Annotated in this window: 25 protein-coding genes; 11 read left to right on the top strand and 14 right to left on the bottom strand. The window is 59.7% G+C overall.

Translation table 11 applies throughout. The annotated features are described in order from the left end of the window. Positions 1-3: 3 nt before the first annotated feature. The 7 genes from K325_RS0111465 to K325_RS0111435 form a co-directional block, all read right to left on the bottom strand. On the bottom strand, positions 4-1,389 hold the full coding sequence (locus K325_RS0111465) for a GGDEF domain-containing protein (protein ID WP_029654408.1): 1,386 nt from the start codon (positions 1,387-1,389) through the stop codon (positions 4-6). Between the two features lie 11 nt (positions 1,390-1,400). Continuing rightward, positions 1,401-2,378, bottom strand: a complete 978-nt coding sequence (xerC, locus tag K325_RS0111460) for a tyrosine recombinase XerC (protein WP_029654407.1) — start codon at positions 2,376-2,378, stop codon at positions 1,401-1,403. Further along, positions 2,375-3,124, bottom strand: coding sequence for a DUF484 family protein (locus tag K325_RS0111455; RefSeq protein WP_029654406.1), 750 nt, complete (start codon positions 3,122-3,124; stop codon positions 2,375-2,377). Before K325_RS0111455 ends, xerC begins: the two co-directional genes overlap by 4 nt. 17 nt (positions 3,125-3,141) lie before the next feature. Then, on the bottom strand, positions 3,142-4,068 hold the full coding sequence (gene dapF, locus K325_RS0111450; protein WP_029654405.1) for a diaminopimelate epimerase: 927 nt from the start codon (positions 4,066-4,068) through the stop codon (positions 3,142-3,144). Between the two features lie 14 nt (positions 4,069-4,082). Beyond that, positions 4,083-5,333 carry a diaminopimelate decarboxylase gene (gene lysA, locus K325_RS0111445; RefSeq protein WP_029654404.1) on the bottom strand — a complete coding sequence of 417 codons (1,251 nt, stop codon included), beginning with the start codon at positions 5,331-5,333 and terminating at the stop codon, positions 4,083-4,085. A 37-nt stretch (positions 5,334-5,370) separates the two neighbouring features. After that, positions 5,371-5,562: an LPS translocon maturation chaperone LptM gene (gene lptM / locus K325_RS0111440; protein WP_051146629.1), complete on the bottom strand. Its 192-nt coding sequence runs from the start codon at positions 5,560-5,562 to the stop codon at positions 5,371-5,373. 71 nt (positions 5,563-5,633) lie between these two features. Continuing rightward, a complete protein-coding gene (locus K325_RS0111435) occupies positions 5,634-8,483 on the bottom strand; it encodes a class I adenylate cyclase (RefSeq protein ID WP_029654402.1) in 2,850 nt (949 codons plus the stop codon). A 150-nt stretch (positions 8,484-8,633) separates the two neighbouring features. Between K325_RS0111435 and K325_RS18680 the strand changes: the two genes are divergently transcribed. Next, positions 8,634-8,795 (top strand): hypothetical protein, encoded by a 162-nt coding sequence (locus K325_RS18680; RefSeq protein ID WP_169441779.1) that lies wholly within the window; start codon positions 8,634-8,636, stop codon positions 8,793-8,795. A 115-nt stretch (positions 8,796-8,910) separates the two neighbouring features. Here the strand turns inward: K325_RS18680 and K325_RS0111425 are convergent, their stop codons facing one another. The 3 genes from K325_RS0111425 to argH all read right to left on the bottom strand — a co-directional run bounded on the left by K325_RS0111425 (position 8,911) and on the right by argH (position 13,144). Next, the gene (locus tag K325_RS0111425; RefSeq protein WP_029654401.1) at positions 8,911-9,510 is read right to left on the bottom strand and encodes a DUF2931 family protein; all 600 of its coding nucleotides are present in this window, start codon (positions 9,508-9,510) and stop codon (positions 8,911-8,913) included. Continuing rightward, positions 9,510-11,591 carry a T6SS phospholipase effector Tle1-like catalytic domain-containing protein gene (locus tag K325_RS0111420; RefSeq protein WP_029654400.1) on the bottom strand — a complete coding sequence of 694 codons (2,082 nt, stop codon included), beginning with the start codon at positions 11,589-11,591 and terminating at the stop codon, positions 9,510-9,512. Before K325_RS0111420 ends, K325_RS0111425 begins: the two co-directional genes overlap by 1 nt. A gap of 143 nt (positions 11,592-11,734) precedes the next feature. Continuing rightward, complete coding sequence (gene argH / locus K325_RS0111415; protein WP_029654399.1) at positions 11,735-13,144, bottom strand: argininosuccinate lyase; 1,410 nt, start codon at positions 13,142-13,144, stop codon at positions 11,735-11,737. Between the two features lie 119 nt (positions 13,145-13,263). On the opposite strand from argH, the gene K325_RS0111410 reads away from it, so the two are divergent. From K325_RS0111410 to K325_RS0111385, 6 genes are all read left to right on the top strand, one after another. Further along, on the top strand, positions 13,264-14,325 hold the full coding sequence (locus tag K325_RS0111410) for a sensor histidine kinase (protein WP_051146628.1): 1,062 nt from the start codon (positions 13,264-13,266) through the stop codon (positions 14,323-14,325). Continuing rightward, a complete protein-coding gene (locus K325_RS0111405) occupies positions 14,322-15,080 on the top strand; it encodes a LytR/AlgR family response regulator transcription factor (RefSeq protein ID WP_029654397.1) in 759 nt (252 codons plus the stop codon). The genes K325_RS0111410 and K325_RS0111405 overlap by 4 nt, the downstream gene beginning before the upstream one ends. Before the next feature lie 84 nt (positions 15,081-15,164). Beyond that, positions 15,165-16,106, top strand: a complete 942-nt coding sequence (gene hemC / locus K325_RS0111400; protein ID WP_029654396.1) for a hydroxymethylbilane synthase — start codon at positions 15,165-15,167, stop codon at positions 16,104-16,106. Next, a complete protein-coding gene (locus K325_RS0111395; protein WP_029654395.1) occupies positions 16,087-16,899 on the top strand; it encodes a uroporphyrinogen-III synthase in 813 nt (270 codons plus the stop codon). The genes hemC and K325_RS0111395 overlap by 20 nt, the downstream gene beginning before the upstream one ends. Positions 16,900-16,915: 16 nt before the next feature. Beyond that, complete coding sequence (locus K325_RS0111390) at positions 16,916-18,025, top strand: uroporphyrinogen-III C-methyltransferase (protein ID WP_029654394.1); 1,110 nt, start codon at positions 16,916-16,918, stop codon at positions 18,023-18,025. Further along, positions 18,022-19,263, top strand: coding sequence for a heme biosynthesis HemY N-terminal domain-containing protein (locus tag K325_RS0111385; protein WP_029654393.1), 1,242 nt, complete (start codon positions 18,022-18,024; stop codon positions 19,261-19,263). Before K325_RS0111390 ends, K325_RS0111385 begins: the two co-directional genes overlap by 4 nt. A gap of 68 nt (positions 19,264-19,331) precedes the next feature. On the opposite strand, the gene K325_RS0111380 is transcribed toward K325_RS0111385, so the two are convergent. The 3 genes from K325_RS0111380 to rho form a co-directional block, all read right to left on the bottom strand. Further along, complete coding sequence (locus K325_RS0111380; RefSeq protein ID WP_029654392.1) at positions 19,332-20,324, bottom strand: 2Fe-2S iron-sulfur cluster-binding protein; 993 nt, start codon at positions 20,322-20,324, stop codon at positions 19,332-19,334. A gap of 12 nt (positions 20,325-20,336) precedes the next feature. Then, positions 20,337-21,824: a 4-hydroxy-3-polyprenylbenzoate decarboxylase gene (ubiD, locus tag K325_RS0111375; protein WP_029654391.1), complete on the bottom strand. Its 1,488-nt coding sequence runs from the start codon at positions 21,822-21,824 to the stop codon at positions 20,337-20,339. A gap of 168 nt (positions 21,825-21,992) precedes the next feature. Continuing rightward, positions 21,993-23,255, bottom strand: a complete 1,263-nt coding sequence (rho, locus tag K325_RS0111370; protein ID WP_029654390.1) for a transcription termination factor Rho — start codon at positions 23,253-23,255, stop codon at positions 21,993-21,995. Positions 23,256-23,613: 358 nt separating this feature from the next. Between rho and moaB the strand changes: the two genes are divergently transcribed. Genes moaB through K325_RS0111350 form a run of 4 tightly spaced genes read left to right on the top strand, consistent with a single transcriptional unit; the run spans position 23,614 to position 26,133 of the window. Further along, a complete protein-coding gene (gene moaB, locus K325_RS0111365) occupies positions 23,614-24,186 on the top strand; it encodes a molybdenum cofactor biosynthesis protein B (protein ID WP_029654389.1) in 573 nt (190 codons plus the stop codon). Positions 24,187-24,198: 12 nt separating this feature from the next. Beyond that, on the top strand, positions 24,199-25,413 hold the full coding sequence (locus K325_RS0111360) for a molybdopterin molybdotransferase MoeA (protein WP_029654388.1): 1,215 nt from the start codon (positions 24,199-24,201) through the stop codon (positions 25,411-25,413). A 2-nt stretch (positions 25,414-25,415) separates the two neighbouring features. After that, on the top strand, positions 25,416-25,676 hold the full coding sequence (moaD, locus tag K325_RS0111355; RefSeq protein WP_029654387.1) for a molybdopterin converting factor subunit 1: 261 nt from the start codon (positions 25,416-25,418) through the stop codon (positions 25,674-25,676). 1 nt (position 25,677) lies between these two features. Beyond that, complete coding sequence (locus K325_RS0111350; RefSeq protein ID WP_029654386.1) at positions 25,678-26,133, top strand: molybdenum cofactor biosynthesis protein MoaE; 456 nt, start codon at positions 25,678-25,680, stop codon at positions 26,131-26,133. Positions 26,134-26,187: 54 nt separating this feature from the next. Here the strand turns inward: K325_RS0111350 and mobA are convergent, their stop codons facing one another. Further along, on the bottom strand, positions 26,188-26,778 hold the full coding sequence (gene mobA / locus K325_RS0111345) for a molybdenum cofactor guanylyltransferase MobA (protein ID WP_029654385.1): 591 nt from the start codon (positions 26,776-26,778) through the stop codon (positions 26,188-26,190). Between the last annotated feature and the right edge of the window lie 15 nt (positions 26,779-26,793).

Raw genomic sequence — 26,793 nt, 5'->3', positions numbered from 1 at the left:
CACTCAGATGGTAACCACACGATTCCGGCCCTCTTCCTTGGCCTGATACAACGCCCGGTCAGCACGGTCGAACACCGATTCTTCAGTATCACTGTCCCGGAATTCCGCCACGCCGGCAGAAAAGGTAATGCTGACCGGATCGCCACTGAAGTGGAAAGGTAGCCTGGCCACGTGCCCCCGGATCTCGTCCAGCACCTTACAGGCATCTGCCGCCCGGGTCTCTGGCAACAGCACGACAAATTCCTCGCCCCCGAACCGGGCAATAAAATCCGTGGAGCGTAATCGTGCGCCCATTTCACGGGCCACCAGCTGAAGCACCCGGTCCCCGGCCTTGTGTCCGTAGGAATCGTTGATGCGCTTGAACAGATCAACATCCAGAACGGCGACGGTCAGTGGGTTCTGGTAACGCAGCCAGCGGTTGTATTCGAACGACAACCGTTCCTGCCAGGCTTCACGGTTAGGAAGCTGCGTAAGCAGATCCGTCATGGCCCGCCGGCGCTCTTCACGCACCTGGGCCTGCATCTGTTCCGAGTGAGCCTCCATGGCAACCACTTTTTCCTGCATGGCCTCTAACTGATGAGTCAGTGTGCTCTCACGTTCACGTTCCCGGGTCCGGAATTTTTCCAGAGCGTTGCCAATGAACTCCAGGCGGCGACTCACGGACTGTTTCAGGGAGTGGAAATCCTCACTGGTCCGGAGATCATCCCCCACCAGATCCAACTCCGAACGAATTTCCCGGTTGAGCGTTTCAGTGGCATCCTGCCGACCAGAGTGCGCGTTGCTTTGTTCGGCGAAATGTTCACGGAGTGACTGCAAGCGTTCATCCAGACGTTTCAGAAATGCCTCAAATTCACGCTGGCTTCGGGTAATAGCGGCGACCACAAGGTCAGCCACCCGGTTCAGCCCCTCACGCAACACCTCCCAGTCCTGGCTCGCCAGCAGGGTTTGCTGCAGCGCGCGGGCTTCCGCTTCCGTGGGGGGCTCGAAAGCCACCTGCTGTATCAACTGCCCCAGAAGCTGGCCAATTCGTCGGGCAATCCGCAACCGCTGGATATGGTGTTCCGCTTCGCCCCCCGTCTCACGCTCCGCCGTACCGGGCGAAACCGGGACCGGCCGGGACGGCCCCTGCTCATCCAGCAAGGCAATCTGGCGATCGATCTGGTCCTGCAGCTCTCGCCAGCTCTGCAGATCAAACCGCTTTTTTCGGAGATCACTCCGCAACTGAGCCAACAGCGTATCAAGATCCGGACGCTGCCCCTCCGAGGCCAGGCTGGTGCGCACCAGCATTCTCTCCAGCAGGTTACGTTCAGATTCCCACTGTTGTTCCCGGTGCTCAGCGTCCTCCAGTTCCCTGAAATACTTTTCCTTCCAGGAATCATCAGATGCCATGAACCACTCCCTTATTGGCCGGAACGACCTTCTTCCGCTTCGCACCCGGTGCGATCTGTCGTTCGTCGGCGAGCCCGGGGATGGCTCTGATCATAAACCCGGGCAAGATGTTGAAAGTCAAGATGAGTATAAACTTGAGTCGTTGCGATGTCCGCATGGCCCAACAGTTCCTGTACCGCCCTCAGATCTCCGCTGGACTCCAGCATATGGCTGGCGAAGGAATGCCGCAGAAGATGGGGGTGCAGCCGTTGACTGGCTCCTTGCAGAATGCCCCAGCGGGCCAGACGGCTCTGGATGCTGCGTCGGCTCAGGCGGGTACCACGCTGGCTGACAAACAGTGCGGTTTCCGTCGCCATCGAGACCATTGCCGGCCGGCAGGCCAGCCACCGCTTCAGGGCCGCCAGCGCTTTGCTTCCGACGGGCAGTACCCGCTCCTTGCTCCCCTTGCCCAGCACCCGGATTTCACCCGCGCTCATGTCCAGTGCCGTGAGATCGGCACCCGCGACTTCCGCCAACCGGAGCCCGGAGGAATACATCAGCTCAAAGATCGCCAGATCCCGCACGTCCAAAGGGTCGTCCGGGTGCGCATTCAGTACCTGGCTGATCTGATCCACATCGGCGACCCTGGGCAGACGACGCCCACTTCGCGGGGCACGAATGTCCAGAGCCGGATTGTCCCTGGCCAGGCCTTCCCTGAGAAGATACTGATAGAAGCGGCGAATGGCGGATAGATGCCGGGCGATACTCCGCCCACCAAGACCATCACGGCTCAGCCGGGCAACGTAACGCCGGATATCATGAGAAGAAAGCTCCGCCCAGTCACGTAACTCGCTCTCCGTCAGCCACAACGCCAGGCGCTGAAGATCGCGCTGGTAGTGCTCACACGTCCGTGGTGAATGCCGTTTTTCCGAACGCAGGTGACGCACGAAGTAGCTCAACGCTGCCGACAGGTTCGCCGGGACGTCGTGCACTCCGCTGGCCTCACTCACCCCTGGCCGGTCTCCACGGTCAGATCCGCAACCAGAGCCCCCGTGCCATAGCGTTTGAGCATCGGTGGCAACAGGCGACTCAGCGTATCACTGATGTAACTCAGAAACAGGGACCCCATGCTCTGGTCAAAATAACCAGGCTCGCAACTACCGACCGCAAACAGGCCAACCAGCCCGTCGTGACGCAGCGGCACAAGCGCCACCGAGGCGATCGGTTCGTCCCGGTCAGGGAACAGGAATTCCCGCTGGCTCTCCCGGAACTGGCCACACACAGCGCGCTCCCCTTCCAGCAGACTGCCCAGGCGTTCGCGGGCCTCGGCACTCCCGACCAGATGCAACGCGCCCTGAGACTGAACCGGCACATGGTCACTGAACAGAAGGACCGAGGCGGCATCCAGGCCAAAATCACCACGAATGCTGTCATCAATAGCAGCAGCCATATCCTGCAGCGTCCGCGCCTCAATCACCTGCATCAACAGGCGTTTGCTTTTCTCAAACAGCCGGTCGTTGTGACGCGCGATCGAGACCAGCTCAACCAACTCACGCCGCAGGGTGTCACGCTGCTCCCGGAACAGGTGCACCTGACGCTCCACCAATGAGATGGCAGCACCACTGTCATGGGGTAAGGTCAGGCTGCGCAAAAGCTCGTCCTGGCCTACAAAAAAGTCGGGGTTGGCCCTGAGATAATCCGCGACCTGCTCCCTGGTGAGTTCGCCGGCCTTCTGGCGGGCCGTTTGTTCTGTCATCGTGTTCTCCTGATTGTTCAGGCCCCGTTTTTATGAGGACGGGTGTTCGGACGGGCACTTCTCCGGCGCCGGGGCTGACTCTCCCCCGGCAACCGCAACTGGCCTTCAAATACGGTGGTAGCAGGGCCTTCCATCATAACAGGGGCACCCTCACCCTGCCATTCAATGAGCAGTCGGCCGCCACGAAGCTCAACCTCCACCCTGGCGTCCAGCAGGCCCCGGAGGCAACCCGCCACCACCGCCGCACAGGCTCCGCTGCCACACGCCAGCGTTTCACCCGACCCTCGCTCAAAGACACGCAGCCGGGCATGACGGCGATCAATCACCTGCAGAAACCCAATATTCGCCCTGGCAGGAAACCGCGGGTGCCGCTCCAGCAAAGGCCCCAAAGTCTCCACCGGCGCCGTGTCGACGTTCTCGACCACCAGCACACCGTGAGGATTTCCCATGGAAATCGCCGACAGCTCCGCCATCTGGTCGTTCACGTCCACGGTGTAGACGTTTTTACGCCGATCAGCCGCAAACGGAATGGCGGGGGGATTCAGCTCTGGAACGCCCATGTTGACCGCAACCAGACCGTCCCGGCCAATCTTCAGCTCAATGACCCCTTTCGCCGTCTGCACACGGATGACCCGCTTGTTCGTCAACCGTTGATCCCGGACAAAGCGCGCAAAGCAGCGGGCACCGTTACCACACTGTTCCACCTCGGAGCCGTCGGCATTGAATATACGGTAGCGGAAATCCACGTCCGGTAATCCCGGTGGCTCCACCACCAGCAACTGATCAAACCCAACGCCTAAATGACGGTCAGCCAGTTCCCGGATGGTGTCAGTGCTCAGGCGAAACGGCTGACTGATCGCGTCCACCACCATAAAATCGTTGCCAAGCCCATGCATTTTGGTGAACCGCATGATCGGACCCTGGCCACGTTTTTGCTGAGACATCTCGTTTTCCCCGCTCATTCCGGCAGGCAGCTTTCCGGCGCCAGCTGATCATCCAGGGTCTCACGCCGTCTGACGACATGCACCTGATCACCATCCACCATCAACTCCGGTGGCCGGTTACGGGTATTGTAGTTGGAGGCCATCACAAAGCCGTATGCACCGGCAGAACGAACCGCCAGCAGATCACCTGCATCCAGTCGCAACAAACGATCCTTGCCCAGAAAATCGCCGGTTTCACAGACCGGCCCAACCAGATCCCAGGATTTTTCTTCACCGTCCTGCCGGGGCCGAACGGGAATGATGGCCTGCCAGGCACTGTATAGCGCGGGACGGATCAGGTCATTCATGGCCGCATCGATAATCGCGAAATTCCGGTGTTCGGTACATTTAAGGAATTCGACCCGGGTCAGCAAAATACCCGCGTTGGCGGCGATGGAACGACCGGGCTCAAGGACCAGTTCCAGCTCCCGGTTACCCAGGCGCTCTGCCAGCGCCTGGACGTAATCGGAGGGCTGTGGCGGGGTTTCATCCTGATAAGTGACTCCAAGGCCGCCGCCCATGTCGAGATGCCGGATATGAACCCCCTGCTCCGCCAGCGTATCGATCAAGGCCAGCACCCGATCCAGAGCATCGAGGAAAGGAGACACCGACGTCAGTTGCGATCCGATGTGGCAATCCACCCCCTGGATATCCAGATGGGGAAGGCTGGCCGCCCGCGCATAAACGGCGGGAGCCTCAGCAATATCAATTCCAAACTTGTTCTCTTTCAACCCTGTGGAAATGTAGGGATGGGTTCCCGCATCAACGTCGGGATTGACACGCAGAGACACCGGCGCCCTGACACCCAACTCACCCGCAACCTTGTTCAGGCGATCCAGCTCTGTGTCAGACTCCACATTGAAGCAGCGAACACCGGCCTCCAGCGCCCGCTTCATTTCCCACTCTTGTTTGCCAACGCCTGAGAACACTACCTTGGTGGCGTCACCGCCGGCGCGCAACACTCGCTCAAGTTCTCCGGCAGAGACAATATCAAAACCAGCCCCGAGCCGGGCCAGCACATTGAGAACGGCCAGGTTGCTGTTGGCTTTAACAGCGTAGCAAACCAAATGCGGACGACCTGCCAGGGCCTCATCGTAAGCCCGGTAATGACGCTCCAGCGTTGCCCGGGAGTATACGTAGGCCGGCGTACCAAAACGCTCGGCGATGTCGGCAACGGCGATGTTTTCGGCGTAGAGTTCACCGTTACGGTAATTGAAATGATCCATGCGGTTCCTGAATGATTCTGATCGTTAGGGGGCTGGCTCAGGGCTGGTCGTCGTGCTCGCTGGCCCGACCCTCGTTCGCCACGGTTTCACTGGCCATCGAAGTCTCCGGCGTTACGACAGACTCAGGCACCTCACGGTACAAAGGCCCTTTCTGACCACATCCGGACACCATCAGCACCAATAATACCGGGAACGCCAGAACCAAGCGGCGCACTAACCCAAGCTGCATACCCATTCCCCTGAGTGAATTATGGCCGAAGTATACCCGACACCCGGCCCGCACCGCGAGGGTTCGGACGTTCAGGCAAGGTGCCGGTTGAGCGCATCTTCCAGCCGTCCCCGATAGAACAGGTACTGACTGGTCTGAATATCCCGCTGGTACAGATGGGCGTCCAGATCATGGGGCAGGTGCAGGTCTGTCAGGTACACCGGATAGGGCTCCCGGCTCTCGCGGAGGGACCGGATATAATGAGCCACTGCAGGAATCAGCCGATCGCCGTACTCCTGAACGGTAAATTCCTGATCATTGCAGTAGAGGTCGAAACGCAAGGTGCTATCCCCCTGCTGCACCCCCACGGCATGGACTTCCAACCCGGAAATCCGGGGGCTGGCTCCGGGCTCAGCCCGGGCTTCCGCTTGCCAACGTCCATCCCGGCGCACCACTTCATAGCAACGTATGCCGGCAACCGGGTCCAGATTATCCGCCTGGCGCAATTGCCGACGCTCAACCACGTTCTCCAGAAACCGAAGCAGGGGGGAAAGCAGATGGCGACGCTGCTGCACACGCATCTGCCGGTGCCACAGGCTGCCAAACTCATCCACCACCCAGAGCTGCCCCAGCCCACCCTGCAGTTGCCAGAAAACCTGAATATTGCCCGCTTCCGACGCCTCGCACACCACTTTGAGCAACGGGGCATCCTGCAGCGAATAACGGTCGGGGACCACGGGCAGAAAACGGTCCTGAGGCTGCGACAGGGCATTCATCAGCGCCGCCCTGCTTTCCAGGGCCAGGAACCCCGGCTCCCGGCCCCGGAACTGAAGCAGAAAATAACGCTGATCCATCTCAATGATGTAGCGCAACGGATGAGGCCCGCTTCCGCCCGCAAAAAACTGCCGTAACACATCGGAAAACAGCTCGTTTACTCGGCGTGCAATGGCCTGTCCGTGCCCGCGACTGGAAGCTGCCACCCGTATTTCAGGGAGTGCTTCCGGATTCACGGCCACCTGCGCGAGCACATTTTTCAGACACTGGATTAACGTATCGCCAGCCGCATAGTGCTGCAGGCTGACTTCATGCCAACTGTTCAGAGTTACCTGATCAATCGTCAACACAAGATTGTCCCGGGCCCCGCTGAACCCCAGAGAATCATTCCGGTTGCTGAGTTTGTGAAGCCCCCGATCCGTCAAATGCGCCTGGGGATCGACAGCCACGTTCAGCAGCAGCAGGTTCCGGAGCGGGCGTACTGGTCTGGACAGCGCCCTGCGCGACGCCGCTGGCATAGGCTGTGGCAGAAAGCCCGCGAGTACGTCCAGAATCTCTTTCAGCTCCCCCACCGAGGCCGCACTCTGACCGGCACGGACGTTCAAGCGGGTACTGCGGCTGAGCAACCCATTGCAATAACACCACACCAGCAACTCTGCCAGGTTGCCAGCGCGGCGGATGACCGCCTGCCAGAAGGCATCGGAAGGGTCCTCAAGATCGCGATAAAGTAACCAGCCTTCACCCGAAGAGCCCTGTTCAGACTGATGATGGAACGACAGGTTCTCCTCGGCCAGCGAAGCCACCAGCCCCGGGTTGATCAGCTCCACTTTGCCAGCCTTGCGCTGGAATGTTGCATACAGTTTTCGCCCCAGCACATTGATGTCACTGGCACTGATCGACGCGAGAGCACCCTGGTTACGGGCCATGGCTGACAGAAACCGATAGCTGTGCGTCAACTCAGCCACCACGCTCCGGCGCAAGGCGCTCACCTCTTCGGCCCGCCAGCGCTGTCGATCATCAAGCAGTGCCAGGTCAGACTCCGTCCAGCCCCAGGTGGTGACCAGGCAACGCAACAGGTCGACCCTCCAGGGCGCCCCGGCCATACCCGCGCGGGTCAGGGGAAGCCCTGCTTTCAGGTAAAGACTGCGACGCACCAGGCCCAGGCGGTCCACTGCTTTTCCGGCCAGCAGCCACTGTTCAAGCCGCTGATACAGCAAGACATAGGGGTCCAGAGCATCGGGACACACCTCTCCCCTATGCACAGCCTGCTTGAAACTGGCCGACAACAAGGGACGATCCTGGTCCGTGGCATAGCATTCGATCAGTAACAGCTTGAGAATTGCTTTCCAGGGCGCGTCGATGCCTTTATAGAGTTGCCATAAACCAGCACCTGGCAGTTCTTGCGGCGGAATACCGGGCACCGGCCCGAAATCAATGTAGTCGTCGGCTTTGATAAACCGGCATTCAACCAGTTGGCGCCGGCAACGGTCATAGTCACGCTCGCTCTCCGCTGGAATCAACCACCAAAGAGGACACTGGCCCGCGAGATGGATGCTGGCCCGGTAGAATTCATCCAGCAGCAGGAAATGCTGGGCACTGCCGCAGTTCTCGCCAACCAACGCTACCTTTTGCCGCCCCGCCCGCCAATCCGCGGCAGAAAACACAAACACATGAAGCTCAACGCCCAGACTCGCCGCCCACTCCGACAATTTCTCAGCCTTGCGTTCAAGGCTCTGAACCCCTTGCGTCGATAAGCCCTCCCGGTGACACAGCCAGACATCCAGATCACTGGTCACCGAGTGGCCCAGCGTCCCCGGGCTGCCCATCAGAAACAGACTGTCCAGATCCGGCTTTCGGCTGCCCTTGTCCCGATAATGGAAGCTTCGGGCGTAGCGGCGGGCCGCATCCAGGACGCCGGCATCCGGCGTGTAGCCGTTAACGCCCTCCGGGCAATTACCATCCAGATAACCGGGCAATGCCGGATGGTTCCGGTGAAATACCAGGGGAAGCAGTTCAAGCACGATCTTTTGCCGGTAAGTCAGCGCTGAACACGCCCTTTGCCAACGCTGCCGGTTAACCTTCAGGAAACGGTCCCGAAGGCACTGAAGCGTTTTTCGATCGATCCCGTCCTCAAAATCAAGAACGATGGGTTTGGCGTGAGCAGTCAAGAGAACTCCGGCAAGAGGTTAGTTTCAGCAGGATAGCCAGTATGATGAAAAAAGCGTGGCAAAATCTTTAAAAAAACAAAAGGCACGGCGGCGAGAACGCCCGCCAGCCCGAACGAGGCCTCTGTGCTGTGAATTCCCGAATGAGCGCGCATGATAAAGCGTCTTTGGCAGCGGGCTTTTGACCGAGAGCATTTTGTCACCGAAATGCCCCTGAACCGTCAGGGGGAGGGGCTGCCGGTCTACGAATTCCATTTCCAGTGCATTAACGGGCCCAGGGGCGATGTCATCGGGGCCGCCCATTGGCGGAGCTGAAGCCGATGGAGGTAGCGCTGAGTACAGGCCGGATCGGCGACTGGGTTATGTCGGGGCAAGCTGCAGCCTACCCCGGCATCACGCTGGATTATTTCAGAGCCGCGCTCGGGGCGGCCTACCAGCCCTCCGTCGGGACGCCGTGTTCCCTGAGGTAGTCACCGTGTTTTTCGAGATAATTCCTGGTGCCTACCTCAAAATCATCCGGATCACCCGGCACTTCCGTCGCCTGCATCCGCATCACCTCGATCTCGTTGCCAATCTGGTTCGAAATCCAGACCACCACGGTACCGCCGGGCGCCAGGCCAATGGTCATAAAGTTCCGGGGGCCGGAATACACGCCCATCGGCGTCTTGTAAGTGGCCGGCTCCCGCATTCGGTCCAGCAGGTCTTCCGGCACCTGAATGATCTTGGTGTAATATTTCTGCTCCGCAAAAGAGAACCAATTGACCAGAATCAGTTCCGGAAACGGCTCAACCCGGGTCCCCTTGCCTACAGGGCCATAAGCCCCCCGCCAGCAGCACGACACGATGCCGATCGGCTGGCGCCAACTCCGCTCACCCGACTTCTCCAGGAACATATCGGTCACCCACACTCCATAATATTCGGGGGCTGCAACGTCGATGTACCAGTTCGTTGTGTCTTTCGGCAACGCCGAACACCCGCTGCCCAACAGGGCCATGGCCATGAGGCCCATAGCCAGAATTTTCTGAATCATTAGTCGTCCTCTACCTGTGGATACACCAGGCGCTCGCCTGAAGGTGCAGGCGCATTGGGATGAACCCCCTGCAACTTCGCAGGCAAGCCCGCCACAATGGTCTCAATAGCGTTGTAGTGCGCCGAGTAATGGATATAGCGCTGGAGCAACAGGCTCTCGTGTTCCGCAGTCAGTGAGGGGGTGTCATTCCCTTGTACAACCTGTTCCAGAATTTGTTGCAGGATGGATTTCAGTTCCTCTGGCAAGGTGTTGTCGGCTTTTCTGGTATCGATATCCTTCAGCGGTGCACCGCTATCGCTGGCCAGCCGATGCATCAACCTCAAGGCCACCCGCGAATACTCCCCCCGCACCTGGCGCAGCATCCGCAACACCAGTTCTACCCGGCCATCCTGGGCCGGGTGCTCGTGGCGCAGGGTGACAATGTCCAGCCGGGCAGGCCCTTCCGGGCCCTGGTCTTTCGGCCATGCCTGCAATTTCTCGGATTGCCGTACCGGCAGATTATATGGGCCAATCCAGCCTGCCGCCTCTATCTGTTGCCGCCTGGCCTCCAGATTATCCCATTGCAGGGTTTGGTCCGGCCTGTTCAGCCGGTCGCGAGGCACCTGTAACCTGAGGCTTAACAGCACGTCCTCTCGCTGGCTGTCGCCGTAGCCACCGCCAATATCGGAATGAACGCCCGGCAGGGCGATTTCCCGGAAGTTGGCCGGCAAGCTGCCGTCGCGGTTTCGCAGACTGTTCAGGGCAAAGTTCCTGCGGTGCTCATGGGCGGCGGTCAGGTGCACCGCCTGGCCCACCTTGCCTGGATCCAGGTACAATTTCACCGGGTGGTTGCGGTTGTTGTGGGCCAACACATCGCCAGCAGCGAGGTTAACGATGGCAGCCACGGAGTCGAACAGCCCCACGAAGCGAATTTCTACTGTCTCCGGCCAGGGAATATGGTTCTGAGCCAGTATCTCAGCGAGCAGGCCGCTTTCCCCCCGATTAATCTCATACGCGGCATGGCGGGCCGCCGCCGCGCCCCGGCTGAAGCCAAATAGATCGAGGGTCAACCGATTAATAGATTTACCTTGTGATGAGACTCTGGCCCGCTCGGAGAGCCGTGAGAAGGCGAATGTCACCTGTGGGACTATGCCAGCCTCTCCCATCCCGGTCGCTGCGCTGTACAACACATCATCCTCACCAGTCTTGGTACCCGCCCCAGGAGCATAGATACTAAAGCGTTGGGTAATGGTGTTGCCCGACTCACTTCGCCCCTCATCGTACAAATCCCACAGCTTCGCCACATTGCTGGCGGCATTGGCATAACTGTCGCCCAACATCAGGCCCATCCGCCGCTCACACTCTTCCCGGCTGATGGTGTTATTTTCGTAGGGAATCAGGCACTCCTGCTCCAGCTGCTCAACGAAGGCCTGGGTATTGGCGGCGTTGTTCATGGTGCCATCGGTAAACAGGCCCACTTCCAGGTGAACCCTTGGGGCGGGAGCCTGAAGCACATCCGCCTTGGCGTCTTCGGTTGCGGATGCTGCTGGCATCAACACGGGAGCCACCAGTGCGGACGCCCCTAAGGGCAGGCTCAGCCGGTGGTCATCCACGCTACCTTGAGCCGCCCGCTCCCGGCGCTGACTCTGCCGGTAGTTCATTGAGAACATGTTCACTTCCAGCGACCCGACACCCCAGGATTCGGATTGGCGCAACTGCTCGCAGGTGATGCCACATTGGTTCAGTTCTGCTACCGCACACTCAATCTCAGGGAGAACGTTCAGCCAACTGCCGTCTACCCGCCACTGGCCACCAGCAGGCAGGCTGTCGTCTGGCCGCCAGGTCACCATCGGCGAGAAGGGCTTATTCCACTCCGAACAAACCAACATCAGCTCGCCGTCTCTCACCGCCCGATAGACAGTTTCCGCTAGGTTCCGCCGGTCACCGGGGCCATGCCTGAACAGCGATTGCATGCTTGAACGAAGATGGTTGTCCTGCTCAACCAGGAGGCGGGCCCTGTCGGCAGCAAAAAAAGGAGTTTCAACAAAGGGAATGTCGAGGGCCTTCAGTTCTGAAGGCCTGACCAGTTTCATAAAGCTCATCGTCAGCGTCCTTGTTGACGGTAGCAAACAGGTAAAAATAGTCAGGCAATCCTAGCCGATATTTTGTATTTATGACAAAACCGCACTTTACGGTTTTGTCATAAAACTTTTTCTAAACTGATTCGTCCACGACAGCCAATGGACTATGCCAGCGTTTTCCGAGCGCGGGCCACCGCTGCACGCACCTGGTTTGGCGCCGTGCCTCCCAGATGATCACGTGCCTGCACCGAGCCCTCCAGCGTCAGGACGTCAAACACGTCCTCACCGATGATGCCAGAGAACTGCTGCAGCTCCTCCAGCGTCATGTCTGACAGGTCACGCCCTTCAGCGACGCCGAAAGCAACCGACTTACCGACAATCTCATGGGCATCACGGAACGGCACGCCTTTCTTCACCAGGTAGTCGGCAAGATCGGTGGCGGTGGAGAAGCCCCGCTTGGCCGCTACCCGCATGTTATCGGCCTTGGCCTGAATGGCCGGAATCATGTCGGCGTAGGCCTTCAGGCAGCCCTTGATGGTATCAACGGTGTCGAAGAGCGGCTCTTTGTCTTCCTGGTTGTCCTTGTTATAGGCCAGAGGCTGGCTTTTCATCAGGGTGAGCAGGCTGATCAGGTGGCCATTGACCCGCCCGGTCTTACCGCGCACCAGTTCCGGCACATCCGGGTTCTTTTTCTGGGGCATGATGGAAGACCCGGTGCAGAAACGGTCCGGCAGGTCGATGAAATCGAACTGGGCCGACGTCCACAGCACCAGCTCTTCACTGAACCGGGACAGGTGCGTCATCAGCAACGCGGCAAAGCTGCAGAATTCAATCGCGAAATCACGGTCGGAGACCGAATCCAGCGAGTTCTCCGTCGGCCGGTCGAAGCCCAACAGCTCTGCCGTCATGGCCCGATCAATCGGATAAGTGGTCCCTGCCAGAGCTGCAGCCCCCAGCGGCATGACATTCACCCGCTTGCGGCAGTCCTGCAAACGCTCAGCATCGCGCACCAGCATCTCATACCAGGCCAGCAGATGATGACCAAAGGTAACGGGCTGGGCTGTCTGCAAGTGGGTAAAGCCCGGCATGATGGTCGCCGCTTCCCGCTCCGCAAGGTCCAGCAAGCCGGCCCGGAGACGGGCCAGCTCTTCGGCAATCACGTCAATTTCGTCACGCAGATACAGGCGGATATCCGTCGCCACCTGATCATTCCGGCTGCGGCCGGTGTGGAGTTTTTTGCCAGTAATACCGATGCGATCCGTCAACCGCGCCTCAACGTTCATGTGAACGTCTTCCAGGCTCACCGACCATTCAAAGCGACCGGCTTCAATATCGGCCTTGACCCCGTTCAGACCCTCAATGATCTGGTCCCTTTCCTCATCGGTAAGCACGCCGACTTTGGCAAGCATAGTCGCATGGGCAATGGAGCCGGTAATGTCGTGGTGATACAGGCGTTGATCGAACCCAACAGAGGCCGTAAAACGCTCCACAAAGGCATCCGTAGGCTCACTGAAGCGACCGCCCCAGGGTTTTTCAGAGGTTGAGGTCTGGTCAGACTTTTTCTGATCCGTCATGGTCTATCTTTCCTGCTGACAGCCCGGCATCATCATGCCGGCAATGGATAAATGAAAAGTTGCGCCAGTATAGCATTCCGGCCCCGGTTAAGGAGACACCCCTGAAACCCGACAAAGGCATGAACAAGAAAGACTCCGGCAACTTCTATGTGCCCGATCTGTGCCGGGTGCGGGCGGTTTTCATGTTACTGATTACCAGCGAACTGCTGGTTCTGGTGCTGGCCATCGTGCAGGCACAGGACAGCTGGATTGACTGGAATTACTTTGGGTTGCTGTCCCTGTTCGTGCAGTGGACCACACTCACCAGTGCGGCGCTGATTTGCCTTCTGCGCCCCCGGCTCGCCAAGATGAGTATCAGCCGGGCCACAACCGCCATCGTCGGGCTTGTGTTGCTAGACGTCCTCGCCTTCAGCCTGTTTGCCGACAGCGTGCTGCACCCTCAGCCAGGCGTGGCCCCCTGGCATGGCGTCGCTAAAAAACTGTTGCTGGCGTTGCTGATTGTACTGATGGTATTGCGTTATTTTTATCTTCAGCACCAGTGGCAAGAACAACGGGAGGCGGAAATGCAGGCCCGCCTGACGTCCTTACAGGCCCGCATCCAGCCTCACTTCCTGTTCAACAGCATGAACACCATCGCCAGCCTGATTGCGTCCAATCCGGAGCAGGCCGAGGATGCGGTTCTCGACCTGTCCGAACTGTTCCGGGCCAGCCTGCGCACCGATGACCAGCTGATCCCCCTGAACCGGGAACTGGAACTATGCCAGCGCTACCTTGCCATCGAATCCCTGCGACTGGGAGAACGTCTTCGCCTGGAGTGGGACATTGAGCCCGGGCTCGGACATCAGGCCATCCCGCCTCTGACGCTTCAGCCTCTGGTGGAGAACGCCATCTATCACGGCATCCAACCCCGGCCAGAAGGCGGAACCGTTCGGGTAGAGGTGTCCTCAAAGGGGCATTTTGTCTATCTTATGGTGCAGAACCCGGCACCGGAATCCACCGAGCGGCAACATCAGGGCAACCGGGTCGCACTGAGCAACACCCAGGCACGACTGATGGCCCTGTTCGGTGAACCGGCTGTCCTGAAACACAGCCGACAGGGCCGGACCTACACAGTCACATTGCGCCTGCCCCGGCGCAGCACCAACAACCGGAACCACAACCAGCCAGCCAAAGCCCAATGACAACCAATGAGACCAAGCGGATACTGATCGCCGACGATGAACCACTGGCTCGCCAACGCATTCAGAGGCTGCTGGAAGCGCAGCCGGGGTACCAGGTGTGCGGGGAAGCCGCCGACGGCCATGACGCCCTGCGCAAAGTCGCTGAGCTGGAACCCGACATTGTGCTGCTGGACATCCGCATGCCCGGCATGGACGGGATGGACGCAGCCGCTCAGCTCAGCCAGTTGCACAGCCCACCGGCCCTGATCTTCTGTACAGCTTACGACCACTATGCCATTCAGGCTTTTGAAGTCAGGGCAGCAGCCTACCTCCTCAAGCCCGTGCGGCGCGAAGCACTGGTCGACGCCCTCGCCCGGGCGGGTAAGGTTAACCGCCTTCAATCCCAGGCGCTGGCCCAGGCCAACGGTGGTTCCCGCGAGCAACTGGCCGTGAGAACACACCGCGGCACCGAACTCATCGACCTTGCCAACCTCTATTACTGCGAAGCCGATCAGAAATACGTGACCCTGCACCACACGGGGGGCGAGACCGTGTGCGATTACACCCTGAAGGAACTGGAACAGGCTTATCCTGACCACCTGCTGCGCATTCACCGGCACACCCTCGTCGGGGTAGGATTCATTCAGGGATTGAGGCGTTCAACCGACGGGCAGAATCAGCTGGCGCTCAGAGGCCGGTCCGACGTGCTTCAGGTCAGCCGTCGCCACGCCACCAGCGTCCGCCAATGGCTGCGGGAGCACCAGCCCTCCCCCTGACGGGGTATACCGGGGCCATCACGGGACTTTTTTTCTGCCACAAGGTACCCTTGGGGCACATTTTCCCGAATGACAGTGAGTGACATGTCCAAACGTACCCTTCGCATTGCAACCCGCAGCAGCGCACTGGCGCTTTGGCAGGCTGAATTCATCAAGGCCGAACTGGAACGGCTGCATGACAACGTCGACGTTGAGCTGATCAAGATCAAGACTCAGGGCGACAAGATTCTGGATGTACCGCTGGCCAAAATCGGCGGCAAGGGTCTGTTTGTCAAAGAGCTTGAGGAAGCCATGCTCGATGGCCGGGCCGATCTTGCCGTTCATTCCATGAAAGACGTGCCCATGGAATTCCCCGAAGGGCTCGGGCTGGTGGCCATCTGCGAGCGTGAAGACCCAACGGATGCGTTCGTCAGCAATCACTACGGTCACATTGACGAGTTGCCAGAAGGGGCCGTTGTAGGCACCGCGAGCCTGCGCCGGGAAGCACAGCTACGCGCCAACCGCCCGGACCTTCAGATCAAGGTCCTGCGGGGCAATGTGAATACCCGCCTGGCAAAACTGGACGCCGGCGAATACGACGCCATTGTTCTGGCCAGCTCAGGCCTGAAGCGCCTGGGCTTCCATGAACGCATCCGGTATTGCCTGCCAGACACCTTCTCGCTGCCCGCGGTCGGCCAGGGGGCTCTGGGCCTCGAGTGCCGCCTGAATGACCATGAACTGCTGGAGCTGATCGCGCCGCTGAATCACGCCGACACCTCTGACCGGGTAAAAGCCGAGAGGGCCCTGAACCGGCGCCTGGAGGGAGGCTGTCAGGTTCCCATCGCGGCTTACGCCCTGCTCGAGGACGAAGACACGCTCTGGCTGCGCGGGCTTGTCGGCGCCGTCGATGGCACTCAGATTTTCAGAGTGGAAGGCCGGGCGCCCCGCGCCGAAGGTGAACGGCTGGGGCGCGAGCTGGCGGAAGAACTGCTGGCGATGGGGGCAGACAAGGTACTGGCTGAAATCTATGGCCACACCCCGAGCTGACACCCTCCGACAACCCGAGCTTGAGGGCCGGCGCGTTCTGGTGTGCCGGCCCGAGCCCGAAGGCAGTCGCCTGGCCGAAGCCTTTCGCCGGGCGGGTGCCGAGGTTCGCCTGATGCCCATGATGGTGCGCGAACCGTTACCGGAAACCCCGGAACAACGCAGTGTCCTGCAGGTGCTCGACAATTTCTCCCACGTCATCGCCGTGAGTCCCTACGCCGCCCGACGGCTACTGGACGAAATTGACCACTGGTGGCCGCAATTCCCGACCGGCCTTCAGTATTATGGCGTCGGCGCAGGTACCGCTGCAGTATTTAGGGAACACGGCCTGAAACCGAGAATGCCGGCCGAAGGCTGGACCAGTGAAGCCCTGCTTGCACTGCCTTCCCTGCAGAACCTGTCTGGTGAGAAAGTCCTGCTGGCCAGAGGCGAGCATGGCCGGGAACTGATCAGACAGACCCTGGCTCAACGGGGTGCACAGATTACCACCCTGGCCCTGTACCGGCGCTCTTTGCCGTACTATTCTCCAGAACAGGTTCAGGAAACGTTTACCGATTTCCACCCGGAAGTGGTCATTGCGCTTTCTGGCGAAACCCTGAACAATCTGGTGGAACTTGGCGCCAGGCATCACTTGAAGCTCGACCCGGACCTGATCGTGATTCCTGCACAGCGTGTCGCGGAACAGGCCTTGGCCATGGGCTTTCGAAAACCCTTCGTTCCCGACAGCCTGAGCGACGACGACCTGGTCACCAGTGTTGCTTCCTGCCTGTCGCAGGAGGCCGGTAACAACGGATAACCGAGTAAGGAAGCCCGTGACTGAAACAACAAAGCAACTGCCCGCACCGATACCATCCGCCGAACCTGAACGCCCCAGGTTATGGCCGGTCTGGCTTATCGCCATCCTGGCCTTGCTGCTGGCCGCCGGGCTCGGCGCCTGGAACTGGCAGCAGTGGCAAACGCATCAGGCGACACTGCAGGCCATACAGGACCTTCGCCAGGACAGCAATCAGCTGGAAAATCTCTATGGCAGCCGCGGCAGTGAGCAAAGTCAGCGACTCAGTGGCCTTGAGGCCCGACTGGCTGAACAGCGGGAACTGATTGCCACACAGCAGCGCCAGATCGACCACAACGCCCGGGAACTGCTCGAAGCGGGCAACCGCACCCGGACCGACTGGTTGCTGGCCGAAGCGGAATACCTGTTGCGCATAGCCAACCAACGCCTGCTGATCGAAAAAGACATCCGCGGTGCGCTGTCTGCGCTGGAGTCGGCTGACGACGTGCTGCGAGAGTCCGACGACATCGGCGTCTACCCGGTGCGTCAGCAACTGACCCGCGAGATTCAGTCACTGAAAAGTATTCAGGACGTAGACCGTACCGGCCTTTACCTCCGGCTGGAGGCGGCCATTGCCGGCGTGAATGACCTGACCGATCAGGCCCTCATCAGCGACCAGGCCCCCGGCTTCGCCATGGCCGAAAACCCGAACGCCCCCGCCGACGGGAGCAACATGTTTACCCGAGCCTGGCACCGGTTTGTCGACACTCTGAAAGACGTGGTGGTTATCCGTCGCCTCGATGAGCCAGTCAAACCTCTGCTCTCACCCGATCAGAGCGCCTGGGCCCGTCTTAACCTTCAGTTGATGCTCGAGGAAGCCGAGATGGCGGTCCTGAGGGGCAACCAGCCCCTTTATGACCGGGCGCTGACCAAAGCCATCACCACAATCAATGACTGGTACGACGGCACCAACCCGGCCATTCGCGGGCTGAACGACACGCTGACAGCTCTGGCCGAACGAAATGTTGACCCGGACCTGCCGGACATCAGCCAATCCCTGAGCCTCCTGAAAGAACGGCTGGCAGGGCGCCTGACAAGCGGCACCCCAAAGGCCGGAGACAAAGCACCAAACGGAGGCGGTGAGTCATGATCCGCATACTGCTGATCCTGCTGATCGCCTTACTGGTCGGGGCAGGACTGTCTCTGGGCCTGACCTACGACCTTGGCTACATTCGCATCAGCCTGGGCAATTATCTCATTGAAACCAATTTCTGGGTTGGCCTGGGGCTGATTGCACTCATCGTCGTACTTACGATCGCCACTCTCAACACACTGCGCCGATTCCGCCAGGGCACTGGTGTCATGGCTGGCTGGGTTGCCCGTGGCAATGACCGCCGCGCCCGACGCCGGACCACTCAGGGCCTGCTGGCGCTTGCAGAGGGCAACTGGCCTCGGGCACACAAGCTTCTGGCCAGTGCGGCCGGGCATGCCGACACTCCGCTGATCAATTATCTGGCCGCGGCTCAGGCAGCCTTTGAATCAGGCGACCACGACGCCGTGGACGACCTGCTGCGCAAAGCCTTCGAAAGCACCCCCGGCTCCAGCATGGCGGTAGGGTTAACGCAGGCTCAGTTGCAGCTGGCAGGCAATCGCCCCGAGCAGGCGCTGGCCACCCTGTTGCGGCTGAGAAAAGAATCCCCGCACCACCCGTTCGTGCTCAAGTTGCTGAAAAACGCTTATCTCCGGCTGGAAGACTGGCGGGAACTGTCCCGCCTCATTCCAGAACTCCGCAAACGCAGTGTTGTGACCGAGAAGGAGCTGAACGAACTCGAACGGCAGGTGTGGAAAAACCTGCTGGAGTGCGCGGCAGAAGAGTGTCGGCGCAGGCGGAAAGACGATCCCGAAGCCAGCCTGGAACCCCTGACTCACCTCTGGGACGAACTCCCCGGTTTCGTCCGCAAGGACGAGTTCACCATTCGAGACTACGCCCGGCTTCTTGCGGGCCTTGGGGATGAAGCCCAGGCCGAGACCCTTCTGAGAAAGGTACTCCGCCATCACTGGAGCGATGAGCTGATCAATCTGTACGGCCGACTGGGCGGCCATGACCCGGCAGAACAACTGCTGATCGCTGAACAGTGGCTGAAAGATCGCACCAACAACCCGGAACTGTTACTGGCGCTCGGCCGGATCAGTCTGCGAAATGAACTCTGGGGAAAAGCCCGGGAATATTTTGAAACCAGCCTGTCCTTGCGCAGGAATCGTGAAACCCTGGCAGAACTCAGCCGGCTCAATGCCCATATGGGAGAGGAAGAAGCCAGCATCCGGCTCCTGATGCAAGGCCTGGAGACCGACAACGGACTACCAGACCTGCCGATGCCTCGGGCCTGATTGCCTGAAGCACAAGACGACCCGACAAGCCGGAACTCTACCCGCCAGCTTGTCGGGCATCTGAGCGCTTAGTTGCGGGGCGCGTATTCCAGCACGTCGGAGAAAAAAGCCTGTTCAGGAAGCCCTGCCGACATCAGTGCATCCATCAGGGTATACACCATGGCTGGCGACCCACTGGCATGCACTTCAACGTTCTCCCAATCGCTCCCCGAGGCCAGGACGGCACGCACCAACTGATCGTGATGGCCGCCCCAGTCATTATCTTCATCGTCGCCCACAACGGGCTGGAAGCTGAATGGAGCCCACTCCTGCTGCCACTGCTGAGCCAGTGAACGCAGATACATATCCTCGTGCTTGCGAACGCCCCAGAACAGTTTCACCGGCTGCTGGTAACGGGTATCTCGCAGGTAATCCACCAGACTTTTCATTTGGGCGAAGCCGGTGCCTGCGGCCACCAGCAATAAGGGCCTGGCCGGGATTGCAGCAAGGCACGCCTTGCCATGGGGCAATTCCAGCGTCACCTCCTGCCCCGACGTCAGCGCATCAATCACCTTCTGGGCGGACACCCAGTCCGGAGACGCCTGGATGTGAAGCTCAATCAATTCCGCCGAGGGACTGCTGGCAATGGAGAAGTAACAAGGGTCGGCCCCCGGAAGGATCACAGCCAGATACTGGCCCGCATGAAAGGCTACGTCCCGGCGCCTCGGCAACTGCAACGCCACCCGGTAGACATCGTGACTGATCGAGCGAACATCCACCACCTTCGCCTGATACCGGCGAGGCTGATAATTTCCTGATGCCATAACGGCAGGTATCTCCAGTTCAAGGTCGGCCTGTGGCCGTGTCCGGCACATCATTAAGGACTCGCCAACCGCAATCGAATGTTGATTTCGTGTGTTCAGGGCCTGCCCGGAAAGCAGAATGGCCTCACAGATTTCGCACACCCCGTTACGACAGGCCGCCGGCGCACGGATGCCCGCCGCGGTGGCGGCAGACAAAAGGTCTTCGGCCCCGGCGGCCTCAAAGCGCAGGCCCGAAGGCTGCAGGTGTACACAAAACACCAGCTGCACCCGTCAGTCGGGGCGGGGGCCGGGCATTTCAATCCCCAGGCTGTCCCAGATTTCATCAACCCGCTGCCGGACCTCATCCGTCATGGTGATTGCAGTCCCCCACTCACGGTCAGTTTCACCAGGCCATTTATTGGTGGCGTCCATGCCCATCTTCGAACCCAGCCCCGAAACCGGGGAGGCAAAGTCCAGATAGTCGATCGGGGTATTCTCCACCAGCGTGGTATCGCGTGCCGGGTCCATACGGGTGGTGATGGCCCAGATCACATCCTCCCAGCTACGGGCATCGACGTCATCGTCTGTCACAATCACAAACTTGGTGTACATGAACTGGCGCAGGAACGACCATACTCCCATCATGACCCGTTTGGCATGGCCCGGATACTGCTTTTTCATAGTGACCACAGCAAGGCGGTAAGAACAACCTTCCGGCGGCAGGTAAAAATCCACAATTTCCGGAAACTGCTTCTGCAGAATGGGAACAAACACTTCGTTCAGAGCCACGCCCAGAATCGCCGGCTCATCCGGTGGCCGCCCGGTGTAGGTGCTGTGGTAGATCGGGTCCCGGCGATGGGTGATGCGCTCAACCGTGAATACCGGGAACTGGTCCACCTCGTTGTAATAGCCGGTGTGATCGCCGAAGGGCCCTTCCGGCGCCATGTCATCAGGGTAGATAAAGCCTTCCAACACGATCTCAGCGCTGGCCGGTACCTGAAGGTCACTTAATCCGGCTTGCACCAGCTCCGTCCGGCTTCCCCGCAGCAGCCCCGCAAAGGCATATTCCGACAGGGAATCGGGGACCGGCGTCACCGCGCCGAGAATGGTGGCCGGATCAGCTCCCAGCGCTACCGCAACCGGGTAAGGCTTTTCCGGGTAGGCCCGGCGGAATTCCTGATAATCCAGAGCCCCTCCCCGGTGGCTCAGCCAGCGCATGATCAACCGGTTCCTGCCGATCACCTGCTGCCGGTATATGCCAAGGTTCTGCCGTTCCTTGTTTGGCCCCCGCGTGATGACCAGAGGCCAGGTTACCAGTGGTCCGGCATCGCCGGGCCAGCAGTGCTGAACCGGTATCTGATACAGATCCACCTTGTCTTTTTCAATCACCACATCCTGGCACGGAGCCGAGCGCAACACCTTCGGGCTCATGCGCATGACCTGTTTGAACAACGGCAGCTTCTCGATCGCGTCCCGGAAACCCTTGGGGGGATCCGGTTCCTTCAGGAACGCCAGAAGCTTACCAATCTCCCGGAGGGCACCGACATCGTCCTGCCCCATGCCCAGCGCCACACGTTTCGGTGTCCCGAACAGGTTGGCCAGCACGGGCATGTCGTAGCCTTTCGGATTTTCAAACAACAACGCCGGCCCACCAGCACGCAAGGTGCGATCGCAGATTTCGGTCATTTCCAGATAGGGGTCCACTTCTGCGGTGATCCGCTTGAGCTCACCCAGCGTTTCCAACTGGTTAATGAAGTCCCGAAGATCGTTGTATTTCATGGTGTGCTCCGTTTCTGATAGACGGTACTACGGAGTTTGGACTTGCCTGGACTTCAGAACCTTGCCTCAAAAGGACCTGAGCAGACAAAGTTGGGGAGGGCTTTGCCCGGCTCTGGCCAGCCAGACACTCCCAAGGAGTGCCCGACTGAGCCGGGGCCGGAGCAGATATCACCGACGCTTCATGGACTGGAAGAACTCGTCGTTGGTCTTGGTGTCCTTGAGCTTATCCAGCAGGAACTCAATGGCAGCCGTGTCGTCATCCATGGAGTGCAACAGCTTGCGCAGAATCCAGACACGCTGGATATCGGCTTCCGTCATCAGCAGGTCTTCACGGCGAGTACCGGAACTGCGGATGTTGATGGCCGGGTAGGTGCGCTTCTCGGCAATCCGCCGATCCAGATGCACTTCCATGTTACCGGTGCCTTTGAATTCTTCGTAGATGACTTCGTCCATCTTGGACCCGGTGTTAACCAGCGCGGTTGCCAGAATGGTCAGGCTGCCACCTTCCTCAACATTACGGGCCGCTCCGAAAAAGCGCTTGGGCTTTTCCAGCGCATGGGCGTCGACACCACCGGTCAGTACTTTACCGGACGACGGAATAACCGTGTTGTAGGCCCGGGCCAGCCGGGTGATGGAGTCCAGAAGGATAATCACATCTTTTTTGTGTTCAACCAGACGCTTGGCCTTCTCGATCACCATTTCAGCAACCTGGACGTGACGTGCTGGCGGCTCATCAAAAGTTGATGCCACCACTTCGCCACGGACCGTGCGCTGCATTTCCGTTACTTCTTCCGGGCGCTCATCAATGAGCAACACCATCAGGTGACATTCCGGATTATTACGGGTGATGGACTGCGCAATTCCCTGCATCAGTAGCGTCTTACCCGCTTTGGGGGGCGAGACAATCAGGCCACGCTGGCCTTTACCGATGGGCGCCACCAGATCCAGAACCCGGGAGGACAGATCCTCGGTACTGCCGTTGCCCGCTTCCAGCATCAAACGTTCCTGCGGGAACAGCGGCGTCAGGTTTTCGAACAGAATTTTGTTACGGGCGTTGTCTGGCTTGTCAAAGTTGATTTCATTGACTTTCAGCAGAGCGAAGTAACGCTCGCCGTCCTTCGGAGGACGAATTTTGCCAGCAATGGTATCGCCGGTGCGCAGGTTGAATCGGCGAATCTGGCTGGGGGACACGTAGATATCGTCCGGGCCGGCCAGGTAGGAGGCGTCGGCGGAGCGGAGGAAGCCGAAACCATCCTGCAGAATCTCCAGTACACCGTCACCGTATATGTCTTCGCCGCTTTTGGCATGTTTTTTCAGGATGGTAAAGATCACATCCTGCTTGCGCGAACGAGCCAGGTTGTCGAGGCCCATTTCTTGCGCAATGTCGAGCAATTCGGGCACGGATTTCTGCTTGAGTTCAGTAAGATTCATAGTTTGTTGAATTGTCAGGAATGGAAGTAAACGACTATTGGAATGACAGGGGTGCCCCTGAACGCGTTGATCAAATCAAAATTGAAACAAGGTGCTGGCAGATGGAGCATACCGGTGTAGATGGAAGCCGGATAATTATTGCTGAAGCCAGAGAGTGGGAACAACCGTTCGCCGGGCAACCGCATAATCGGCCACCTTTGGCGCAAATGTCAAGTCTCCGACCAAAATAAAACCACTTTTCGGCAACCCGATTCGTTTCCGGCAAGCTCCCTCTGATGGGTTACTCCCTTCACAAAAGGGCCACAGACCGGGATACTGGCCTCATCGACAACGGATAACAGACGCACGGAGCCTATCTATGAGCAGTGATCGCACCAGCGAGCTGAAGCCCCTGAACATCGCCATTCTTACGGTCTCGGATACTCGTGGTCCGGCTGAGGACACTTCAGGCCAGTTTCTAGAAGACAGCGTTGTTGAGGCCGGACATTGCCTGGCATCCCGTCGACTGCTCCCGGACGATATCTATCTGGTCCGGGCTCTGATGTCTCAGTGGATCGCCGACCCGGCAATCCACGCTGTCATCATCACCGGCGGAACCGGCTTCCACGAACGCGACAGCACCCCCGAAGCGATTGCCCCCCTGCTGGACAAAACCATTGACGGTTTTGGTGAAGAGTTCCGGCGGTTGTCGGCAGCCGAAATCGGCACCTCTACCATTCAGTCCCGGGCCTTCGGCGGCCTGGCGAACCACACGGTCATTTTCTGTCTGCCCGGGTCTACCGGGGCCTGCCGGACCGGGTGGCATGGCATTCTGGCCACCCAGCTGGACAGTCGCCACGGCCCCTGTAATTTCTCGGCACTGACCTTGCGCAAACCCGACCGGCCTTATCACCGGGTTCATGAAAAGATCGGGCATCAGGCGGAGCGGTAAACGGGAGGGATTATGTCTGCAAACGAACTGACACCACTGGACAACGCACTCCAGCACATTCTCGACCGGGCTCCGGTCATGTCCCGCACCGAAACCGTCGCCGTGCCAGACAGCCTGGGCCGGATCCTGGCGGAGAGCCTGTCGGTTCCGGCCGATGTGCCGCCGGCAGACAACAGCGCCGTTGATGGCTATGCCGTGTGCTTTGGGGATATCTCCCCGGGCACCCCGCTGTCGGTGTCTTCCCGCTTTCCTGCCGGTGTAGCACCTGCGCCACTGGAACCCGGGACCGCCGCCCGGATTTTCACCGGGTCTGAAATCCCCAGGGGTGCCGATGCCGTGGTCATGCAGGAACGGGTGGAATACACAGACAACATGATTCTGATCCAGTCCGACGTTTCTCCCGGACAAAACATTCGTCGGCAGGGCCAGGACCTTGCCCGGGGAGATCTGGCGCTGGCAGAAGGCGCCAGGATTCGGCCTCAGGAAATGGGGTTACTGGCGTCGATGGGGATCAGCCAGGTGCTGGTTACCGCCCGCCTGAAAGTGGCCGTACTGACCACCGGAGACGAACTGGTCGACCCCGGACACCCCCTTGGCCCAGGCCAGATCTACAACACAAACCGCTTCACCCTGCAGGGACTGTTGGCGCAGGCTGGCTGCGAACTGGTGTATTGCGAGACCGTCCGGGATACCCGGGAGGCCACGCGTCAGGCGCTGGCTACGGCAGCAGAGAAGGCCGATCTGATCATCACCAGCGGCGGCGTTTCTGTGGGCGAAGAGGATCATGTCCGGGCGGTTCTGGAGGCATCCGGAGGCTTGTCGCTCTGGCGCCTGGCCATCAAGCCCGGCAAACCTCTGGCGTTCGGAGCTATGAATGACACCCCGGTCCTTGGCTTGCCTGGCAACCCCGCGGCCGTTCTGGTGACGTTTCTGGTCGTAGCCATGCCCTACATTCGCAAACGTCAGGGTCGGCAGGATATCCTGCCTGTCGGGGAGTCCCTGCCCGCCGGTTTCGAAACTGGCGCGGCTTCGGTACGCCGGGAATTTGTGAGGGCCCGGAAACAGGGCTCACCTGAGCGCCCGGAAGTCGTCGCGTTTCCGAACCAGAGCTCGGGCGTGTTGAGCTCTGCCTGCTGGGCCGATGGTCTTGCGGTTATCCCTGAACACACGACGCTCAGGCACGGCGATATCATCACATTTTACCCATTTACCGAACTGCTGAGTTAATCATGAGTGAGCCGACCGTAACCATTCGCTTCTTTGCCCGCCTGAGGGAAGAACTGGAAACAGAGCAGTTGAGTGTACCCGCGGTGGCGAACCAGACGGTGTCGGGCCTGCTGGCCAGCCTGGCCAGCCGCGGGGGCCCCTGGGCCCGGCTCACGGGTGATCAACCGGTCATGGTGGCAGTCAACCAGGCCATGGCCAAACCGTCGACCCCAGTCCGGGCGGGCGATGAAGTGGCTTTTTTCCCCCCGGTAACCGGAGGCTAAGATGATTTCCATTCAGACCGAGGATTTCTGTGCAGGATCGGAGCATCAGGCGCTCAGGGGCGCAGGCCCGGGCACCGGGGCCATTGCGACCTTTACGGGCCTGGTCAGGGATTCCGGAGATCTGTCGGGGGTGACCGGGTTGTTTCTCGAGCACTACCCCGGGATGACGGAGCAGGTGATTCAGGGTCTGATTGATGAGGCTGGCCAACGCTGGGATGTGCAGAGAGCGCGGGTAATTCACCGGATCGGTCCGTTGGCGTTATCCGATCAGATTGTGTTTGTCGGCGTGTGCAGCGCCCATCGGGGCGATGCCTTTGCGGCGTGCGAATTCATCATGGATGCCCTGAAGACGTCGGCGCCGTTCTGGAAGAAGGAAATCACCCGCGAAGGTGAGCACTGGGTAGAGCAGAAAGAAATGGATGTCGCCCGCACTCAGAGCTGGGACCAGGAGGCCTGACCGGCCACCGGGCTGGTGATCAAGGCAGGCTGGCACAAACTCCCCTTACACCAGTTAGCGTTTCAGGTCCTGCAAACAATTCCGGTTTTTGAACACTTCGCGGGTTTCCGGGCAATCAACGGCCACCGCTCCCACTGACTCTGCAAACCCCATCACCCGACGATTACCCGAAGCCAGCCAGCGGTCCAGCTCAACGATCAGGCTCACCGGATACACCCCGTGCAAAGGGTGCAGTCGGCCATCGTTTTCGGCGATGGCCGGGCGGTCGGGCTGAATGTGCCAGGCGCTGACCAAAGCACTGAGGGTATCCGGGGTGATGCCCGGGGTATCACAGGGACAGACAAGCACAGCCTCCGCGCCTTGTGACTCGGCCGCCTTCAGACCAGCCAGCACACCCGCCAAAGGCCCTTGATCCTTAAGCTCCGGCGAATCTTGCAGAACGCGGCCTGGCGCCAGCCGCTCATAGGCTGCCAGAGATCGGTTGGCACTGAGAAAAATCACCGGAGCCACGGTTTTCAGGGCATGCAGAACCCACTCCGCCATGGTTTTGCCCCGCCAGGGCACAAGGCCTTTATCCAGCCCTCCCATTCGGGTGCCCTTGCCGCCTGCCAGGAGCAGGCCGATGATTCGGTCTGGTCGGTTCATCGCATAAAAAAACCG

It is taken from the genome of Marinobacter daepoensis DSM 16072 (assembly GCF_000421165.1).
GTDB classification, from domain to species: Bacteria; Pseudomonadota; Gammaproteobacteria; order Pseudomonadales; family Oleiphilaceae; genus Marinobacter; species Marinobacter daepoensis.
Note: the sequence above shows the minus strand (reverse complement) of the source record. Positions and strands in the feature narration are given on the sequence as shown.